The organism is Magnetococcales bacterium, assembly GCA_015232395.1.
Taxonomy (GTDB): Bacteria; Pseudomonadota; Magnetococcia; order Magnetococcales; family JADFZT01; genus JADFZT01.
On sequence record JADFZT010000057.1, the window covers coordinates 14,951 to 32,919 of the forward strand.

The window sequence follows — 17,969 nt, forward strand, 5'->3', positions numbered from 1 at the left end:
TACCCTACCATCACTTCATCCCTACCAGCCATCCTTTGGATCTCTTTTTGCGAAATAGAGTCCCAGAGGGCAACCCTGGGGAGGGGCGCTTCTCCCAGCCACATCACCAACCGGAGAGGAATGATCATGAACAGGTGGATTCAGCATGCAACAGCCCACGCTTTGACCAAAGCCATCCTCACCCTCCTGGCTATCGTGGTGATCTGCATTCCCCGTCCGGCTAGCGCAGAAACGTCCACCCTCTCTCCCTTCGGCATGGGGATTTATCTCTATCGCTATCTGAACGATCCCCCCAAAATGGCCCATATCGCCGCCATGGCAGAAAAAGCCGGCATCCGCTGGACCCGGGATGAATTTAATTGGGGGGTGATCGAGCCGGTCAAAGGTCAATACGACTTTTCCCAATATGACGCCATGATGGCGATCCACAAAAAGCACAATATTGAAGTGATGGGGCTTTTGGCCTACGGCAACGACCACTATTTTGGCCAAACCCCCAGCGAACCGGAACACTACGAAGCCTTTGCCCAGTTTGCCACCGACGTGGTGCGCCGCTACAAGGATCAGGTGCACTATTGGGAAATCTGGAACGAACCCAACGCCCCGGCCTTTTGGCAGCCCCAGCCCGACGCCGACGCCTATACGGAGCTTTTGAAGGTGACGGCCCAGGCGATCCGGGAGGTGGATCCCGAAGCCAAGATCATCTGCTGCGTCACCGGCGGCATCGATATCTCCTATATCAACCGGGTGATGGAGCAGGGGGGTGGGGAGTATGCCGATTATATCGGGGTCCACCCCTACTCCCCCCCCATTCCTTTTGAAACAGCCATGAAGGAGCCCATCGAAGATTTAAAATCGATGCTCCACCGTCACGGCCAGGATGACAAACCGATCTGGGCCAGCGAGCTGGGTTTTCCTACCGACACCGGCTTTGAGGGGGTCACTGATGAGCGCCAGGGGGAGTTGTTGGTCCGCACCTATCTCTCCGCCATCCGCCACGGCTTTGTGCAGACCAACTGGTATGATTTTGTCAACGACAGCGACAATCCCACGGAAAACGGCGGTATGGCTGGAATCCTCAACTATGATCTCACCCCGAAACCGGCCTGGTTCGCCTTTCAAAACATGACCCGCCTTCTGGGAGAGAGCCGTTTTGAGCGGGTGATCAAGCTCGATGAATCGAGCGAAGGATTGCTCTTTAAAACCGACGATCAAAAGAGCATCCTGGCCTACTGGACCACCGATGAAAATGAAGACAGCTCCGGCACCCTGGTTGTAGAGGTACGGGAATTATCCGTAACCATCACCGGGCAGGTGGAAGGAATTCTCACCCACATGGGCCACCCCCAACCCCTCACCTTCGAAGAGGTGGCATCAGGCCCCCGGCAGATCAAACTCAGCGTCGATGGCGCACCCCGCTTTTTAATCGGCCGCTTCCAACTGCCCGACTACGGCTATGATGAAAACAGAGCCCTGGGCATTGCCTTTGATGATATCAAACTCGCCCACTGTATCCGGGATAGCGGCGCCCAGGCCACCTCGGAAATCATCGATCTCGACTGCGCTGCCCGGGGGATCGAAACCCTTGGGGGCATCGAACATCTGGAAAGCCTGGAAAACATCAATCTGGCCGCCAACCCCATCGACGATATTACCCCCCTGGCCGCAGTCACCACCCTGAAGATGGCCAAGCTGATCGGCACCGATATCGACGACCTCACCCCTCTTCAGGACAACACCCTCCTGGAGTGGCTACAGCTCTCCTGGACCCTGGCAGAGGATGTGGAACCCCTCACGGAGCTGGCCCATCTCACCGATCTGGATCTCACGGGGCTCGGCATGACCCACGTCGATTCCCTGGCAGGCTTCAACCACCTCATCGCCCTCAACATCTCCATCAACCCCCTGACCGATCTTAACGGACTCTCCGAGTTGACGACCCTGGAGTGGCTGTTGATCTCCGAACATGAACTGACCGACATCTCCCCGGTGGCCAACCTGACCCGGCTCAATTTTTTGGAACTGCCCCTGGGTAACATTGTCGATATCAGCCCGGTCACCCAGCTGGACCAGCTGGAATGGTTGAGCTTTTGGGGCAATCCGGTGGCGGATATCTCCCCACTGCAAGGGATGGATCAGCTGCTCAGCCTGGAGCTGGCCAATACCGGCCTTTCCGATGTCACCCCCCTTTCCGGCCTCACCAGCCTGGAAATCCTGCGCCTCAACATGAACAACATTCAAGATGTCTCAGCCCTCAAAACCCTCTCCGCCCTCAGGATTCTTTCCCTGGAAAACAACCCCGTCAACAGCGGCGTCCGGGAGCTTGCAAGCTTGACCAATCTTGAATACCTCGATCTGAACGAAGATTATGACATTCTCTGCGCAGATCTCGACTATCTGGAAGAAACCCTGGGGGAAGAGGTGGTCAGCCGTCCATGGGAATGCCGTTCAGAGGAGGGATGACAGAAGTCAGAGGAGGGATTGTAGAGGAAAGAAAACAGAAAACAGTTGGCTGAAAACCAAAAGAGACGATCAGCCTGGCAGGTGACCAGGGAGGGTGGGGTTGAGGGAAGGATGATTTTTCCCTCAACCCCATGATATTTCAAGATTCAGCTTTAATCCGAGGCCAAAACCAGCACCTTATGAGAGGGTGACGTAAGCAAAACGGCGTTTGCCCACTTTGAGCAGATGGCGTGCCCCCGCTTTGAGGGTCATCTGGGTGTCCGTCACCTTGGCCTGATCCACCGAAACCGCATTTTGCCGGATGAGCCGCATCCCCTCACCGTTGGACTTCACCAAACCCGCTTCCTTAAGCACCGCAGCCAGCCCCATCTCTCCCCCATCAGCTGTCAGGGTGGTCTCCGGAATATCGTCGGGGAGATCTTTTTTCTTGAAGACCGCTTCAAACTCCTGGCGGGCGTGGGTGGCGGCCTCGCTGTCGTGAAAACGGGCGGTGAGTTCGTGGGCGAGCAACTTTTTGGCCTCCATGGGGTGCTGCCGCCCCGCCTCCACATCCCCCTTCAGCGCACTCACTTCCGCCATGGAGAGATCCGACAGCAGCTCATAATAGCGCCACATCAGCGCATCCGACAGAGACATGCTCTTGCCGAAAATATCCCGGGGAGAGTCCTGGATGGCGATGGTGTTGCCCAAGGATTTCGACATCTTTTGAACCCCGTCGAGCCCTTCCAGAATCGGCAGGGTAATCACGCACTGGGGGGACTGACCATACTCCCGCTGCAACTCCCGCCCCACCAATAGATTGAAGGTCTGATCGGTCCCCCCCAACTCCACGTCCGCTTTCAAGGCCACCGAATCGTATCCCTGCACCAGGGGATAGAGAAATTCGTGGATGGCGATGGGACGGCCTTCCTTATAGCGTTTGGAAAAGTCATCCCGCTCCAACATCCGGGCCACGGTCTGACGGGCGGCCAGCTGGATCATCTGGGCAGCACTCATGGGATTCATCCAGGTGGAGTTGAAAACCACCCGGGTTCGCTCCGGATCCAAAATCCGAAACACCTGCTCCCGGTAAGTCTCGGCATTGGCCGCAATCTCCTCCGGGGTGAGGGGAGGCCGGGTTTCGTTTTTGCCGGTGGGGTCCCCAATCAGACCGGTAAAATCACCGATCAAAAATAAAATTTCATGGCCCAACTCCTGAAACTGGCGCATTTTTTGGATCAACACCGTATGACCCAAATGCAGATCCGGGGCAGTAGGATCAAACCCTGCTTTGATTCGCAAGGGGATTTTGGTCTCATAGGAGCGGGTGAGTTTGCTTTCCAGCGCTTCCTCGGTCAGGATGTCGACGGTACCACGACGGATCAATTCCAGCTGTTCTTTGACGGGTTTCATGGCTCTTTGGCTGTGGTGGGCGGATATTTAAAGGGAGAAACAAAGCCTCTCCCAAAGAATTATGGCAGCACGGCGGATCAAATGATCCAGGCGCTTGCCACCTAACGATCACGCACTTTAACACACATGCAGGTGGGGAATCATGGCTCCCGTTTTCAACGCAATCGGCCTCATCTCCGGCACCTCTGCCGACGGCATCGACGGGGTATTGGTACAAACCGACGGCCTCACCCCTCCCAAAGTGCTGGCAGCCAAAGAGTACCCCTATCCAGCGGAAATACGCGCCCGAATTTTGGCGCTCTACGAACCAGGTATCAGCGAGATCGACCGCATGGGGGCTCTGGACCGGGATTTGGGGGAGCTTTTTGCCCAAGCCGCCCTCGGGGTGTGTGAAGCGGGCAACCTGAAACCCAAAGAGGTCAACGTCATCGGCAGCCATGGCCAGACCATCCGCCATCGCCCCCCCCTCTTCACCCTGCAAATTGGCTCTCCCTATCTCATCAGCGCCCGAACCGGCATCACCACCGTGGCCGATTTTCGCCCGGCGGATATGGTGCGAGGGGGAGAAGGCGCCCCACTGACCCCGCTTTTTCATCAGTGTCTCTTTGGCAACAAACCGGGCGAACGGGTGATCGTGGCCAATCTGGGAGGGATCGCCAACCTGACCCGGCTGGCGGACGGTGCCCAACGACCGGTATTGGCTGGGGACAGCGGACCTGCCAACACGGGGATGGATCTTTTGATTCAGCGCTTGAGCGACGGCGCAAAAACCTTTGATGCCGATGGTCAGGGGGCTGCTCAAGGCAACGTGCTCCCCGAGCCTCTCGCCTGGTTGATGGCCCACCCCTATCTTCAGGAATCCTTTCCCAAATCCACGGGTCGGGAAGTTTTCGGGGAGAGCTGGCTTGGGGAATTTTTAACCGCTTTTCCTGAATGTAACGGGGTGGATGGTCTCGCCACACTCACCCGGTTTACGGTGCTTTCAGTGGCAGACGCCTGTGAAACCCTCACCTCCGGGGCTCCCGATCGTTTGGTACTCTGTGGGGGAGGCGCCAAAAATCCGGAACTCCTCCGGGGGCTGCAAAACGCCCTGCCGGAAACCACCCTGGAAAACAGCGCTGCGCTGGGGGTTGATCCGGATAGCCTGGAAGCCCAGGCGTTCGCCTGGTTTGCCGTCCGTACCCTCCAGGGGTTGACCTCCTCCCTGCCCGAAGCGACCGGGGCGGAAATCCCAGCGGTGTTGGGAGCCATCCATCCAGGACAAATGGCCTGAACCAATTGGCTTCCAAACCAGGCTGAACCGAACCAAACACAAAAAAACCGAACTTTTAAAGCCTGCGACCGGCCCACACCACCCGGCCGACAATTTTCAGCCGCTGTTCCACCATATGAGCCGATACCGTCATTTTTTCATAGACGGGGTTATCGCTCTGGATATGAATGTTGCCTTCAAAATCCCGTTGCAGGCGCTTGGCGATGAGGGTGTCATCCCGGCGTATGACATAGATGGCATCGTTGCGCACCTCCCGCTCCCTGAGATCCAGCAACACCAGATTGCCCTCCTGGAGAGTCGGCTCCATGGAGTCTCCCTTCACCCCCACCAGAGCCAGCTTGCGGGCATCCAGGCCCATCACCCCCTTGATCCAATCCGCCTTGAAAGCCAGATGGTCCACCACCTCTTCCTGGTGAATCAATCCCCCGTCTCCAGCGCTGGCCGTCACCTCATATCGAGGCACCAGCACATACCCTTTGCGCACCAGATAGACCCCATCCACATCCGCCAGGGAAGGAGTAAATCCTTTGCCTGAGGAAGCCAGCCGAACCGGGCCTTTGCCGGTTAGGAGATAGTTCAAGGAGATGTCGGTGGCGTAGGCAATTTTGATCAAAGTGCCTCTTTGGGGCGTCGAACCCTTTTTGAGGATACCTTCAAGGGTGCTTTTGCTGATCCCCGCCCGAATACCCCACCCATAAGGGGGTTCATCACCAATCGCTTTCAATAGACGCTCCGGCAACCCAGGGGCAGCTTTCTCGTTCTTTTGGGTATCTTGATCGCTTTTCATGGCATCTCATTCGGAAAAAAATTCCGAACCTTCCGAACTTTGGTGACTTTTTTGTCAAGAAAAAAATACTTTTTCCGAACCACACCCCTGTGTACCGAACTTTTTTTGGTCCGGAAACACTTTTTTCTTGACATATTGCCGCTCAAAACCGAACCTTACTCGAAAAACCGAACTTTAAACCACTTTAACCAGACCTATCCTACCTGTAGGCTCCCCAAGGCTTCAATAGGTAGGATACATTCCTGTGGAGAGAGTTTCATGGCCAGTCGCAAACGGATTAAACCAAAAAGCCCGGTCATTGTCCGGGATCTTGAACATGCCAACCAGGTATTGGGAGAAATTGCTCACTTGAAACGCAACATTTCCGCCATCGAAACAGATATGAATCAATCCATCGACCGCATCAAAGCCGCAGCCGAGGCCTTTGCCGCCCCCCGTCGCTCCAGGCTCGATGCCCTGACCGCCGGGCTCACCGCCTTTGCCGAGTATCACAAAGAGGGTCTGTTCAAGAAAAAACGTTCCGTTGATCTGGCCTTTGGTCATCTGGGATTTCGCCGCTCCTCTGAAATCAAGCCCAAACCCCGCTCCAAGTGGGCCTTGATTCTCAACCGCATCAAAGAGTTGGGTTATCGGGATGCCATCCGCATTCGGGAAGATGTCAATCGGGAAGCGTTGCGGGACTGGCCCGAAGAGCGTCTGGCCATGGTGGGGGCTCGGCGCATGGACAAGGATCTGTTCTGGTTTGAGCTTAAGGAAGAGGGTTTGGGAGAAGGCGCATGGTCCGGTACTGACGAAGAGGCGCAACCATGAGCCACAATCCCCGATATCGTGAAATCGATCTGCCTGACTCCCTGTTGGAAATCAAGGATGCCATTGGTCTGGAGGGTGCGATGACCCTGGTCAAATCTTGTGGCGGTACCCGGCTGTTCATTCCCAAACGTATCCGGGCACAACACAAGCTCGCCCAGCTACTGGGCATTGAACGGGCTCGCCGCTTGAGCCTTCGGTTCGGCGGCGAAACCCTGATGATCGTGCGAGCGGTCAAAGCGATGCGTCAGGCCCGCAACCGGGAGATCATCCGCCGCTACGATGCGGGTATCCCGGTGCGCACCCTGGCCCAGGAGTATGACCTGACGGAACGGGCCATCTATGCGATTTTGTCTGCCGTACCGAATTGACCCACCCCTTGCCACACTCTGACGGGCAACCGGCCATCCCCTGACATCCAGCCAGGGTGTAGCCCTTTCTGAATCCCCGGGGATTCACTCCTGGCCGGTTGCCCTGAAATCCGGCGCCACCACCTGACGAACATCCTGCCAACATGGAATACCGGGCTGAACGCCCGGGTGGTGGCGGTGGAGGAGCTTGGAGCCCTGCCCCCTTTTTCCGAAAACCAGATCGCCTTCCTGAACCTGGCTTCAAAAAACATCGCCTTCGCCCTGATGATGACTCAAAAGCCGAATTTGGGATGATTGGGCTGATCCGACGACTGCTGATTCAAGGGGAAAGAGATCCTGCCAATGCCACCCCCCTGCCTTCTCCCTATGGAGATTCCTCAGGAGGCGTTTTTTTCCCATGGGTCTGGATGAAAGGGTGGTTTTTTCCGGGTGGTGCAACAGCGGAGGGTCGGTTCACAGCGGAAGAGGTCATCTTTTTTGTGGAAAAGCCCCCATCGTTACCGATTTTGATTTCGCAGGAGAGTGGATCCAAAAACGGCGGTCAGAGGGCGATCCCTTTGGCTTCGTTATAATCTTTTTTAAATTGGGCCAGCTCCTTGAGCAGCCTATCAATAATCACCTCGTTGCCAGGAGGACCTTCTCCGTAGACCCAGGTTTCCTGCTGGGCATTGAAGGTAAACTTGTCGTAGGGGCCGGTAAATGGACCAGAGAGAGGATCTTCCGGGGAGGAGACCCGGGTAAAGACCCGGACAAAATCGTTATGGGGTTTTAAACCGAAGGCGAGTTCTGTTCCCAGGACCGTTATCTTCCGGTAACAGCGATCCCGCACCCGATCCTTGAGAATGCGCCGGTCCAACTCACAAAAGTGGAGGTCGGCCTTGGAGCGATCCAGCTCCCGACGCAGATGGTGACAGAGGCGATGGATATCGTTGCGGGGATAATATTGCCTTGAACGCCTGAAACGATAGCAGGTACAGGTGACCTGATAGAGATTGACCTCATAGGTCTTGTGGCGACGCAGGCGGCTGGGAATGTGAAAGGATTTATCGAACTCTTCCGGTAGGGTGGGCAGCAGGAGGGGGCTGCAATATTTTTCCCGATCCTTGATACGTTTTCTTTTTTTGGCAGGAACATAGATAAAACGCACCACCGCCCAAAAGACCGTCGCCCCAACGATGAGGACCCATAGCCATGGCTGTTTTAATAGTTTAACAATGGGTAAAATATCAAATGGCATGGGCCTTGCGTGATCCGCTTTCCAGGGGGCTACGGCTGTCGGGAGCCACCGTATTGATTTAGAGGTATCATAAGGGGAATCACGTGAAAAGAAACGATAATTTTTTTCTGACTTTACTTCTGGCCGTCCTCCTCACCCTCTCTGCCACCACCGCCAAAGCCCAGGATGCCGATGATATCCTGCGTCGGGTGGATCGCAATCTCTATCCGGAATCGATGCAGATGTTTTACCGGGTATTGCATCGCACCCCCAATCTGGAAAAAAGCTGGATGACGATCTATCTGGCCCATAAAAAAGGCAATCATACCGTCGCCCTGATCATCGGCCCGAATGAATTGAAAGGGCGTACCGCCATGCGGGATGGGGATCTCATCTGGATGCACGTTCCCGGTGAAATGGCCCTGCGGGAAGCGACCCTGGACAAATCCTTTCTCGGAGGGGTCTTCACCAACGCCGACATTTTCCGGCAGGAATTTCACCTGGAATATACCCCCACCCTTCTGGAAGTCACCCCAGACCACTTTCTCCTCTCTCTCGCCCCAAAAAAACCGACCTCCCCCTACAGCAAAATCGTGATGAAAGTGCACCGCAAACTATATGTCCCCATGGAGAGTACCTACTATGGCGGCAGCGGCTATCCCACCAAACAGTTTCGCTACAAGGCGATCCGGGAACTCTCTCCCGAGCTGATCCGCCCCTCGATGATCGAAGCGGTCAACAGCACCAATCCAGGCTACATCTCCATTATGCGCATCGGTACTCTGGAAGCCCGTGAGCTACCGGACAGCGCCTTCACCAAAGAATCCCTGCCCCGGGTAGGCACCCTCTTGAAATAACGGTTCACCCCGGGCTCGCCCCAGAAAATACCGGGGGGAGCCATCTACCGGAACGGCTAGACGAAAAAGCCAAAACGCCCAACCACGTTAACCGGATACAGCCTCCCCAGTGGGTTGATGGCCTACCTGCGCCATCAACGCCTCAAACCGTCCCGCCCGCTCCTCCCAGGAATACCCGGCCGCCAACTGCCGGGCCGCCAACTGCATCGCCCGCAACCCCGGCCGATCCTGATCGAGACGCCATAGCGCCTCTCCAATCACCTGGGGCCGAAGGCTCGCCAATTTTTGAATCCCCCCGGCATTCCCGGCCCCATCGACCACGCCATTCACCGCCTCCGGGGCCGCCACCACCCCCAACCCCGAAGAGAGCCCCTCCAACAACACATTGGAAACCCCCTCCGCCCGGGAGAGATGCAGCAAAAGATCGTGCTGCCGATAGATCCCGGGCATCTCCTCCCGGGGGATAAATCCTGCCAGGCGCACCTTGACCGTCGGAGGCATTTGACCGACCCCCTCTTCCAGCGCCCCCCACAAAGGCCCCTCCCCCACCAGAGTCAACTCCCCCCGCCCCCCTTGCTCCCCAAACTGCACCACCCCCCGGAGCAGTTCCAGGCAGCGTTTACGGGGAATCAACTGTCCCACAAAAAGCAGGCGCAAGGGGCCGGGGAGATCATCCGGCCTCTGGGGGGGATAAAACAGACGACCATCGATCCCGTTGGGCAGATTGATCACCGAACGTTTGAGCCCTTTTTCAGCCAGGCAGGTAAGAGAGGCCCCGTTAGCCAGGAGCAGATCAGCCTTTTTGGCGGCGGGTTTGAAGAGCATCCCCTGCATAAAGCCCAAACGCCCCCAGCGCCCCGGAGAAAAACCCGGTACATCCGAGCCCCGCAGCGACACCACCAAAGGCACCCCCAACCGCCCAACCAAAGGCAAAACAGCATGTCCTGCCGGAAAGGCAAACCAGGCCACCACCCCGTCGGGCTTAAAGCGCGTGATAGAGTCGCCGCTTTGACCTCGCAACGCCAGATAAGAGCGCATCAAGGTTTTCAAGCCTGGCGCCAGAAGCGTTCGCCGCCCCACCCCCAAGCGAACGATATGGCGTCCCTGTCCATCCCGCTCCTCCTGATCCATCTTCCCCAGGCCGATGGTGACCACCAAAATTTCATGCCCCCTTTCGGCCAACACCCGGGTAAAACGCTCCAATGCCGAAGCAGCCCCTCCCCCCAGAGGGGGATATTCATGACAGACAAAAGCGAGCCGCATGGCAGATCCTTAACGATGAAGGGCAATAAAAGAACACAAAGTGGCTGAAAAAACCCAATAGTCCGGGAAGAATAGCGGAAACCACCCCCCATGGAGAGCCTTTTTGCCCAATTTCCCGAAGGAGACCATGACCCGGTTTTTTCCCTGTGATAATTTCAACCTTCCAACACTTCCCCGAACCACCATCAGGAGCAGACGGCAGTGTCTCTGAAAGATCTCTCCCAGCACTATGCCTTTGGGGACAACTGGCGAGCCTATGCAGAAAAAATCAATCCCATCGCCATCCAAAACGCTGAAGAAAAACTGCGGACACTCCTGGGGGAGGATCTCCACAACAAAAGCTTCCTCGATATCGGCTGTGGCTCGGGGCTCCACGCCCTGGCCGCCCTGAAAGCCCACGCCGTCCAGGTAATGGGGGTGGATCTCGATCCCATCTCGGTGGCTACCTGCCGGAGCCTGTTGGAAAATCATGATCCCGATGGCCCCTGGCAGTGCGAAGAGAAGAGTGTCTTTGATCTTTCACCCCGGGAGAGTGGACGATTTGATGTGGTCTATTCCTGGGGTGTGCTGCACCACACCGGAGCCATGTGGGAGGCAATTGAAAAAGCCGCCGCAATGGTTAAACCGGGGGGACGTCTGGCCATTGCCATCTATCTGGCCACTCCCTTTTGCGGCTTTTGGCGATGGGAAAAACGGCTTTACAGCGCAAGCCCCAAGCCGATCCAAAAGCTGCTTTCATTTTTATTTGCCCTGATCAAAATGCCGGGCCTGATGATCCTGGAGCGCAAGCTCAATATCATCGCCGATTATCGGACCAAGCGGGGCATGGATTTTTTTATCGACATCCACGACTGGCTGGGGGGCTATCCTTACCAATCCGCTTCCCCCGAGGAGATCGTTACAAAGATCAACCGACTGGGGTTCACCCACCTGAAATCCCGTCGTACGACCCCCCTCCCCTTTGCCGGACTCTTTGGCAGCCGCTGCGCGGAATATCTTTTTGCCAAGGATCCTGTCGCCGTTGCCAATCATTCCGGTGAAAACAGCCACTCTTCCCCCACGCCACCGAAGGCCTGAGCCATGTGCGGCATCGCGGGCCTCCTCTCCACAGGTCACCTGGATACACTCACCCTGAAAAGCCATCTGGATCTTCTTCTATCCGGCATCCGCCATCGGGGACCGGACGATGAAGGGTGCTGGATTCAGGGAGGGGTGGCGCTCGGCATGCGTCGTCTGGCCATCATCGACCTGGCCGGTGGCCGACAGCCCATGGTGAGCCAGGATGGCCGGGTGGTGCTGGTCTTTAATGGTGAGATCTACAATTTTCGCAAACTTCGGGAGATCCTTTCGGCCAAGGGACACCCCTTTCAAAGCCGCTCCGACTCTGAGGTGATTCTCCACGGTTACCGTGAGTGGGGGATGGAGGTGGTAAATCACCTGGATGGCATGTTTGCCTTTGCCATTTTTGATCGGGAGCAGGGCAAGCTCCTCCTGGCCCGGGATCATTTCGGCATCAAGCCCCTCTACCATATATCAAGCCCCGATTTTTTCGCCTTCTGCTCCGAACCCGCCCCCCTTCTCACACTTCCCGGCGTTACCCGGCGATTGGACCCCCAAGGGCTTTCCGCTTTTCTCAGCCAAAAATATATCCCTGCCCCCCGCACCTTTATTCAAAATCTCTACAAGCTGCCCGCCGCCAGCCATCTGACAATCGACACCCACTCCCCCCAACAGCCTCCCTTCCCCAGCCGCTATTGGCAGCTGGAACCCACCCCCTGGCAAGGGAGCGATGGGGAGGCTTTGGAGCAGCTGGAAGGGTTATTGAAACAGGCGGTGCAGCGTCAACTGGTGAGCGATGTACCGGTGGGGGTGTTTTTGAGTGGTGGGATCGATTCGGGGCTGTTGCTGTGGGGGGCGAAAGAGTCCGGCGAAGCCCACGTCGCAGGGGCCTTTACAGTGGGATTTGGGGAAAAATCCTTCGATGAATCCCGTCTGGCCCAGCACTCCGCCCGGCATCTGAACACCCCCCTCCAGATCGACCGCCTCCCCTCCCCCTCCCCGGCTGATTTGGCAGGCATGATCGCGCAGTTTGGCGAGCCTTTTGCCAACTTGAGCGTACCGGCCAATTTTTTGGTGAGCGCTGCTGCGGCCAAAGGGGTGAAGGTGGCGTTGAACGGCAGTGGCGCAGATGAGCTTTTTGGTGGCTATGATCGCTATTACGCCTCCCACCCCCCTCTGCCTCTAGCCCTGGCTGGATCTCTGGCCCCTCTCCTGCTTCCCCTGGCTTCCCGACTGCCGGTGAGTGGCTCCAAACATTCCGTCGTCCATCGCGCCCGAGCCTTTCTCGCCGGTCAAAATCATCAACCCGCCCAGCGCCACGCCATCCCCATCGCCCTCTTTTCCGCCGACGAAATCCAAACCATGGCACCTGATCTGCCACCAGTCGAAATGGCAGCGGCCCAAGCCTACCGACAGGCTCTGGGAACAGATGGTTTGCAGCGGGCCACCTGGGCCGATATCAACACCATGTTGCCGGATGATTATCTCACCCTGGTGGATCGCACCTCCATGGCCGCCTCCCTGGAAGTGCGGGTACCGTTTCTCGATCTGGATCTGGCCCGTTTTGCCTTTTCCCTGGCATCGAGCCACAAGATCAAGGGGTGGCAAAAAAAGCGGATTTTAAGACAGCTCGCCCAACGCCACCTCCCCCCGGTGATCGCCCGGCAACCCAAAATGGGCTTCGAATCCCCGGTAAGCAGCTGGTTTCGGGGAGAGCTGGGGGATGAACTGGCTGCCAGCTGGCCTACCTCCCCCTTAAATGACCTTATCGATGGGGGATTTGTCAGCAGGCTGGTCCAGGATCACCAACACCATCGAAGAGATGCCGCCAAGCAACTCCTGGCGCTCCATACCCTCAAAGGGTGGTGGGAAAATACCGCATGATTCAAGCATCCGAGAATCATAACCCCATGCGCATCTGTCTCATCGTCAACCAAATCGCGGCCTGGGGTAAGATCGGTGGGTTTGGGGTGAATGCGCGCCGGTTGGGCCGGGGGCTCGTTGCTCAGGGGGTGGAGGTGCATGTGGTGGTGCCCCAACGCGCCGGGCAGGATCGGCTTGAAACCCTGGATGGCATGACCATTCACGGTCAATCCTCCCGGGAGGTGTTTTTCGGTCGGAAAATCTACCGGCAGATCGATGCCGACATCTATCACCTGTGCGAACCCAATATCGCCGGTTTCAACGCCCAGCGTGCCTGCCCCGATAAAATCCATCTCGTCACCTCCATGAACCCCCGCAACCACGAGGTGTGGCGCACTGAACTGGCAAGCGCCGTCTGGTCCCGAAAGATAAAAATCCCCTTTCAGTGGGCTTATGAAGACTCTCCCCCGGTACGGCGCGCCATCAAAAAGGCCCATGGGGTCTATGCGGAAGCAGAATTTCTTCGGGATGTGGCCCAGGATTTTTACCGCTTGGCCCAACGCCCCGGCCTGCTACCCAAGCCCGTGCCGATTCCGGAAGGCCCCTTCCAAAAATCAGAACGGCCCTTGTGTGTTTTTCTGGGTCGTTTTGATGGCGCCAAACGTCCCGAGCGGTTTTTTCAATTGGTGAGCCAACTGCCGGAAGTGGACTTTATCGCCATCGGTCGCTCCCACGAAGCCAGCCATCAAAAGCACCTGGAAGAGCGCTATTTCCACCTGCCCAATCTCACTGTTTCAGGAGATTTTATCGATCAATTTCAGGACAATACCCTGGATAACATATTGGCCCGGGCCTGGATCCTGGTCCACACCGGCCCCCGGGAAGGACTCGCCACCTCGTTTCAGGAAGCCAGCGCCCGGGAGATGGCCATCCTTGCCTATGTCAATCCCGGGAATTATGTCCGCCGCTTCGGAAAGGTGGTCCCTGACGATGGCGGCACCGACACCATGGCAGCAGCTCTCCAATCATTGATCCACTCCGGTGGTTGGCGGAAGATGGGCAAGCAGGGACGCGCCTGGAATTTGGCCAACCATAGTGTCCAGCATTCGGTAGAAGAGCATATGAAGGTCTATCGGGGACATCTGGAGCAACAGAGGGGGGGGTAGGGGGAGAGTGTTGCGTTTGTTTTACATGTAGTGTAAAAATTTATTTTTCCATCTGTTTGGGGTATTATCTTATATCTTGTTGTTTTATTTGATTTTTATTCTTGGCATCCATCTTGTAATATCTTCTCCTCAAACGCGACAATTATGTCATTTCTCGGGAGGAGTGAATCATGATTTCCATCAAACATGTCACCATCGCCATGGCCCTGACCGGCACCATCGCTCTGACCCAGGGTCTGCCCCAAGCCTACGCTTACGACACCGAAACCATCTATCAATCCACCAATCTGGATGGCCATCAAGTGTTTGCCGAGTGTAATCCCGGCGGTGGGACTGATTGTGACTGTAGCGACAGCGATGTCGTCATCGAAAGCCATGCAGAGTATGGTGAAGTCACCTCCAATCCCTTTCTCAACAACACCTACGTCAACGCCATCGGCTATAAAAAGTTTTATGAAGGACTGCCCAACGGTGAGCCCCTGGATCTGGGACAATATATCTATCGTGGCCAGGTACGCCTCACTGAAAACCCCTTCCCCAACCCCTATCAGGTGGACAACGCCCAAGCGGTGCACATGATGATCCAGTTTTACGATGGGCGGGATGAGCTGTATGTCAGCAACAAGACCTCCCTGGAAGGGGTGATCTATTGGGAACTCAACCCTTGGGTACCCGACTCCGGTGCGATCAAGATCGGTACCGGCACCACCCACCAGGATTTTTATCTGAAACCAAGCGGTATCGTGGTCAACCCGGATCAGGAGTGGCACCAGTTTGAGCTGGCGGTGGATCTGAAAACCCAGACCTATCTCCACGTCAAGATCGGTGAGCAGCAAGTGGATCTCACCGGGCTGCCCATGACCAAAGTGCACCATCCGGATTGGGGGAATGACATGGCCCTCTCCATCACCACCGAATCCATGGCCTCCTGGCCGCAATATACCTGCATTCTGCCCTTCCGCTGGGCTACCCGGTTCCGCAACCTCGATTTTGAGCGGGTGATTCAATAGGGCACGTCGCGGTCAAAATGGCCAGAGGGGGCTCAACTGTTGGGATGAAAGCGAGGGGAAAGTCAATCGAAATGGAGATGAGGGGGGAAACCAACCGGGATTGAGACAGGGGAGTCAACACCCGGTTCAACCGACGCGAGTCTGGGTATGTTCCTTTGAGGGAGGGGGCAGAACACCGAGGCTCGCGTCTTTACGTTAAGCGCTAAATGCCCTTGAACGGGCGCAGGGAGGGGAGCGCGCCAAAATCCCCTTCGAGATAGTTTTTCTGGAGGGGAGCCCCCTTGGCCACTTCAAAGTCGGAGAGGGGAAAGAGCTGACTGCACCGCTCACTACTACGCTCCACCAGCCAAAATTGATCCCGACGAAAGAGAGTGTTGTCCAAAAGCGCGGTATCGTGGGTGGTGCTCACCAGTTGGGCCTGGGTATTGTTGATTTCGGGGTTGTGGATCAAGCTGAAGAGAAATTTGACCAGGTTGTGGTGAAGGCTGGTATCCATCTCATCCATGAACAAAACCCGCCCCTCTCCCAAAATATTCATCCAGGGCCAAGCCAGGGCAAAGAGCTTTTGAGTCCCCCGGGATTCGGTCTCCCAAGGAAGATAAACCCCTTTGCCGGTGTCGGCGGTGGAGCGTTCGAAGCGGACCTCGTTGACCTCCTGGCTGGCCATCTCTTTTTGCAGGGCCAGACGCACCTCGGGGGGGAGATCGTCCATGTTGAGATCCCCCACGGTGCGGGTCTCCACCTGGATCCCTTCGATATCGATATCCGCCTGGTTGAGAAATTTCATCACCCGGTGGCGTCCTTCGATCTCTTTGCACAGCGAAGTGGAAAATTCCCGGCTTATTTCGGCATGGGGCCTGAAAACCCGCAGGCGTTTATCAAACCAATCAAAAACCGGTTTTAAGGGGGCGCTGTTGAGCTGAATCGCGGTGGAGAGAAACAGAGCGTTATCCCGGGTGGCCTCCCGCCACACTTCCCGATTGCCGGGGAGATGTTTTTTGTGCAGGGTCCACTGGGTTTCACCGGTGGTGGCGTCGTGGAAGCGTTCAAACCAGCGCTGGGCCCGTCCTTTGGGAAAAGCCAGAAGCCATTCGTGCCAGACCCGCTCCCGGGTGGCGGCAAAGCCGTATTGATAGCGCACCCCCCCTTCCACAAAGATCATCTCGAAGGTACTGGGCTGCTGGCTGTTTTTGGAGTTGAGCAAAAAAGGATTGACCTCAATCTCATCCCCCTCCTGGCCCTTGGCGGAATTAAGCACAAAATTCCACATAAAGAGCGCCGCACGGATCAGATTGGACTTGCCCGAAGCGTTGGGGCCGTAAATAACGGTGGACTTCAGGAGCTTGGGCAGGCGGGGCAATCCGGTGGAAAAGCCGTTGTCCGGCATCTCCCGATAGGAGCCGGAAGCCGCCATACTCAGGGTCTGGGTTTCACAGAAGGAAAGAAAATTGGTGACGCTAAATTCAATAAGCATGAATCGTTCCGGCCACAGGTGTTCGAAGGATCAGGGGGAAAGCCTCTATTCTCCACCGACCGTCAAGGTAACACGGATTGATGGCGCATGAAATGGTGATGAAAAACAGAAGCTGAAACCGCTATCGCTCCTATCTATCAACCTCCCCCTGATTTTATAGCAATTCAAATCAAGAATTGGACATATGCCGCTGTACTTTTTCTGTCATTCCCGCGAATGCGGGAATCCAGGGGGGCTGGCGCGAACCTTTCCAAAATCTTGTATCACTTTCAGCAAAACACCGACCTTTCTTGAAGATTTGGTTTTTCCTTGAGGGCAATCATCAGCTCCCTGGATCCCCGCCTTCGCGGGGATGACGAGTCAGGGAAGAGTGTTCAATTTTGAGGTAGAACTGCTATACCAAAACAGCTGGGCTCACGCTGATCCACTCAAGGTCCGGCTCTCATCAAAAATACTCCTCACGATTGAAAAAACAGGCCTTGGGAGCACATGCATCCCGATAACAACCTGCTCAACGGTTTTTCCACATTTTGTCAGCTATTTATCCACCGGTTATCCACGGCTTGCTCACCGGTTATCCACGACCTTATCCACAGCCTGCTCACAACATTTGGTTCGAGCCTGCTTGATGCAACGCCGTTTTCATTGATGTGGTTCGCACAGCTCACCCCACCCCACACGGGTTACTCTTTTCCACCGGTTATCCACCGCCTATCCACAGCTTATCCACCGGTTATCCACCACTTATCCAACACCTGCCCACAGCTTATCCACTCCCTTATCCACCGATAACCCACCGCCTGTTCAACCACTTATCCACCCGTTATTCCCCCACTTATCCACAGGCCGAAACCCTGTTTTTGGCAACAAATTCAATCCATACCATCAGGACAACCCCGAAACCCGCTCCAACAGCGGTGGGGAGGCAGTATTGACATCCACCCCGACGCTGTTGACCGCATCCTCCA

General features: G+C 56.1%; 15 protein-coding genes. 9 read left to right on the forward strand and 6 right to left on the reverse strand.

From position 1 onward, the window contains the following. The first annotated feature begins 126 nt into the window (after positions 1 to 126). A complete protein-coding gene (locus HQL52_14575; GenBank protein ID MBF0370674.1) occupies positions 127 to 2,463 on the forward strand; it encodes a cellulase family glycosylhydrolase in 2,337 nt (778 codons plus the stop codon). Between the two features lie 177 nt (positions 2,464 to 2,640). Here the strand turns inward: HQL52_14575 and HQL52_14580 are convergent, their stop codons facing one another. Then, a complete protein-coding gene (locus HQL52_14580; GenBank protein MBF0370675.1) occupies positions 2,641 to 3,855 on the reverse strand; it encodes a tyrosine--tRNA ligase in 1,215 nt (404 codons plus the stop codon). Between the two features lie 142 nt (positions 3,856 to 3,997). On the opposite strand from HQL52_14580, the gene HQL52_14585 reads away from it, so the two are divergent. Next, positions 3,998 to 5,128, forward strand: a complete 1,131-nt coding sequence (locus tag HQL52_14585) for an anhydro-N-acetylmuramic acid kinase (protein ID MBF0370676.1) — start codon at positions 3,998 to 4,000, stop codon at positions 5,126 to 5,128. A 55-nt stretch (positions 5,129 to 5,183) separates the two neighbouring features. On the opposite strand, the gene HQL52_14590 is transcribed toward HQL52_14585, so the two are convergent. Continuing rightward, positions 5,184 to 5,915 carry a helix-turn-helix transcriptional regulator gene (locus tag HQL52_14590; protein MBF0370677.1) on the reverse strand — a complete coding sequence of 244 codons (732 nt, stop codon included), beginning with the start codon at positions 5,913 to 5,915 and terminating at the stop codon, positions 5,184 to 5,186. A gap of 258 nt (positions 5,916 to 6,173) precedes the next feature. Between HQL52_14590 and HQL52_14595 the strand changes: the two genes are divergently transcribed. Together HQL52_14595 and HQL52_14600 are read left to right on the forward strand one after the other, a co-directional pair. Next, positions 6,174 to 6,725 (forward strand): host-nuclease inhibitor Gam family protein, encoded by a 552-nt coding sequence (locus HQL52_14595; protein MBF0370678.1) that lies wholly within the window; start codon positions 6,174 to 6,176, stop codon positions 6,723 to 6,725. Further along, the gene (locus HQL52_14600; protein ID MBF0370679.1) at positions 6,722 to 7,093 is read left to right on the forward strand and encodes a hypothetical protein; all 372 of its coding nucleotides are present in this window, start codon (positions 6,722 to 6,724) and stop codon (positions 7,091 to 7,093) included. Before HQL52_14595 ends, HQL52_14600 begins: the two co-directional genes overlap by 4 nt. 541 nt (positions 7,094 to 7,634) lie before the next feature. Here HQL52_14600 and HQL52_14605 read toward each other — a convergent pair. Beyond that, positions 7,635 to 8,330, reverse strand: a complete 696-nt coding sequence (locus HQL52_14605; GenBank protein ID MBF0370680.1) for a hypothetical protein — start codon at positions 8,328 to 8,330, stop codon at positions 7,635 to 7,637. Positions 8,331 to 8,413: 83 nt separating this feature from the next. On the opposite strand from HQL52_14605, the gene HQL52_14610 reads away from it, so the two are divergent. Beyond that, positions 8,414 to 9,166 (forward strand): outer membrane lipoprotein-sorting protein, encoded by a 753-nt coding sequence (locus tag HQL52_14610; GenBank protein MBF0370681.1) that lies wholly within the window; start codon positions 8,414 to 8,416, stop codon positions 9,164 to 9,166. An 87-nt stretch (positions 9,167 to 9,253) separates the two neighbouring features. On the opposite strand, the gene HQL52_14615 is transcribed toward HQL52_14610, so the two are convergent. After that, positions 9,254 to 10,429, reverse strand: a complete 1,176-nt coding sequence (locus tag HQL52_14615) for a glycosyltransferase family 4 protein (GenBank protein MBF0370682.1) — start codon at positions 10,427 to 10,429, stop codon at positions 9,254 to 9,256. Between the two features lie 201 nt (positions 10,430 to 10,630). Between HQL52_14615 and HQL52_14620 the strand changes: the two genes are divergently transcribed. The 4 genes from HQL52_14620 to HQL52_14635 all read left to right on the forward strand — a co-directional run bounded on the left by HQL52_14620 (position 10,631) and on the right by HQL52_14635 (position 15,527). Further along, complete coding sequence (locus HQL52_14620; protein ID MBF0370683.1) at positions 10,631 to 11,506, forward strand: class I SAM-dependent methyltransferase; 876 nt, start codon at positions 10,631 to 10,633, stop codon at positions 11,504 to 11,506. 3 nt (positions 11,507 to 11,509) lie between these two features. Further along, on the forward strand, positions 11,510 to 13,372 hold the full coding sequence (asnB, locus tag HQL52_14625) for an asparagine synthase (glutamine-hydrolyzing) (protein ID MBF0370684.1): 1,863 nt from the start codon (positions 11,510 to 11,512) through the stop codon (positions 13,370 to 13,372). Then, positions 13,369 to 14,517: a glycosyltransferase family 4 protein gene (locus HQL52_14630; GenBank protein MBF0370685.1), complete on the forward strand. Its 1,149-nt coding sequence runs from the start codon at positions 13,369 to 13,371 to the stop codon at positions 14,515 to 14,517. The genes asnB and HQL52_14630 overlap by 4 nt, the downstream gene beginning before the upstream one ends. A gap of 170 nt (positions 14,518 to 14,687) precedes the next feature. After that, on the forward strand, positions 14,688 to 15,527 hold the full coding sequence (locus HQL52_14635) for a hypothetical protein (GenBank protein MBF0370686.1): 840 nt from the start codon (positions 14,688 to 14,690) through the stop codon (positions 15,525 to 15,527). Positions 15,528 to 15,729: 202 nt separating this feature from the next. Here HQL52_14635 and HQL52_14640 read toward each other — a convergent pair whose 3' ends face one another. Then, positions 15,730 to 17,001 (reverse strand): AAA family ATPase, encoded by a 1,272-nt coding sequence (locus tag HQL52_14640; GenBank protein ID MBF0370687.1) that lies wholly within the window; start codon positions 16,999 to 17,001, stop codon positions 15,730 to 15,732. Positions 17,002 to 17,886: 885 nt separating this feature from the next. Further along, positions 17,887 to 17,969, reverse strand: an 83-nt coding sequence (locus tag HQL52_14645) for a helix-hairpin-helix domain-containing protein (protein MBF0370688.1), incomplete at its 5' end; no start/stop codon positions are given.